General features: G+C 43.9%; 1 pseudogene. It reads left to right on the top strand.

What is annotated here, in order from left to right:
• Window positions 1-269: pseudogene (locus KV696_RS09600) on the top strand (hypothetical protein); the annotation flags it as partial.

Below are 269 nucleotides of genomic sequence, written 5' to 3'. Positions count from 1 at the left end.
GCTGGAGAATTGACTCAAGCCGAACAAGACAAAGTCAAAGAAAAAGTTCAAGCTAAGAACCCAGGTAAGGAAGTCACAGTAGGAGCCGACGGAACCGCAACGTTGAAAGATCCGAATACAGGAATTACACACACAATTCCAGGAAGCGATTTAGTCAACCAAGACTTCGAATCAGTGAAACCAACCGAAAAAGTTCCAGTGAAAGACAAAGCGCACTTAACTCCAGAAGAGAAAAAACAAGTGGCAGACAAAGTCAAAGCGAAGAACCC

Source organism: Streptococcus humanilactis (assembly GCF_019448275.1).
GTDB classification, from domain to species: Bacteria; Bacillota; Bacilli; order Lactobacillales; family Streptococcaceae; genus Streptococcus; species Streptococcus humanilactis.
The sequence above is the reverse complement of the archived record's forward strand: the minus strand, read 5'-3'. Positions and strand labels throughout refer to the sequence as shown.